2 protein-coding genes are annotated in these 1199 nt (G+C 70.4%); one reads left to right on the top strand and one right to left on the bottom strand.

Features of this window, described 5'->3' with window-relative positions:
* Positions 1 to 230, bottom strand: a 230-nt coding sequence (locus ACFPZI_RS37115) for a hypothetical protein (protein WP_381371573.1), incomplete at its 3' end; no start/stop codon positions are given.
* On the opposite strand from ACFPZI_RS37115, the gene ACFPZI_RS37120 reads away from it, so the two are divergent.
* The coding region (locus tag ACFPZI_RS37120) for a transposase (RefSeq protein WP_465269199.1) at positions 121 to 1199 on the top strand (1079 nt) is incomplete at its 3' end. The genes ACFPZI_RS37115 and ACFPZI_RS37120 overlap by 110 nt on opposite strands.

The following is a 1199-nucleotide window of genomic DNA, read 5'->3' on the forward strand; positions in this document are numbered from 1 at the left end:
TTGTCCTGTCGTGCGGCCGTGGGGGTGGTGTGGGTGTCGATGCGGCCGAAGGGGCTGCCGGAGGTTCCGGAGCAGACGGCGGCGGTGGCCCGGGCGGCGTTTCCGCAGGGGAGCCTGGCGATGCGGGCGCGGGACCGGCTCACGGAGGTCTTCGCGGACGAGCCGTTCAGCGACGCGTTCGGGGTCCGGGGTGCTCCGGGGCTGTCGCCGGGGGTGTTGTCGCTGGTCACGGTGTTGCAGTTCGCTGAGGACCTCACTGATCGACAGGCCGCGGCGATGGCGGTGCGGGCGATCGACTGGAAGTACGCGATGGGCGTGGAGCTGACGGACACCGGCTTCGACGCCAGTGTGTTGTCCAGGTTCCGGGCTCGTCTCGCGGACAACGGCATGGAGCGGGTGGTCTTCGACCGGCTCCTTGAGCACTGCAAGGCCGAAGGGCTGGTCGCTGCCGGTGGGAAGCAGCGCACGGACTCCACCCATGTGATCAGTGCGGTGCGGGACTTGAACCGTCTGGAGCTGGCCGGGGAGAGTGTGCGGGCCGCGTTGGAGGCGCTCGCGGTCGCGGCGCCGTCCTGGCTGGCCGGGGCCGTGGACGTCGCGGAGTTCGCTCACCGTTACGGGCCGCGGGTGGACAGCTGGCGGATGCCGTCCTCGCAGACCAAGCGTGACAGGCTCGCGCAGGTCTTCGGCCAGGACGCGCTGGCGTTGTGCCGGGCCGCGTGGGCGCCCGGGGCCCCGGGATGGATACGCGAGATCGAGGCAGTGCGGGTACTGCGGCAGATCCTCGTGCAGACCTACTACCTCCGCACCGACGCCAAGGGGCGGGAGGTGATCGTGAAGCGGGCCGCCGATGACGAGGGCGTCCCGCCCGGCCAACTCCGCCTCGCCTCGCCCTACGATCTCGACGCACGCTGGGCGGCCAAGGGTGAGGACCTGTTCTGGCTCGGCTACAAGATCCATCTCACGGAGAGCTGTGACACTCCCACCGAAGCCGGTGTCCGGAGGGCACCGAACCTGATCACGGACGTGTTCACCACCGACGCCACCGTGCCCGATGTGAAGGCGACGGCTCCGGTCCAGCGACGTCTCGCCGAGCGCGGTCTGAAGCCCGCTGAGCACTACCTCGATTCCGGCTATCCCTCGGCCGACCTCATCACCGCCGCCGCCGGCCAGGGCGTCCGCATGGTCACCCCGGTCCT

It is taken from the genome of Streptomyces chlorus (assembly GCF_042655885.1).
GTDB classification, from domain to species: Bacteria; Actinomycetota; Actinomycetes; order Streptomycetales; family Streptomycetaceae; genus Streptomyces; species Streptomyces chlorus.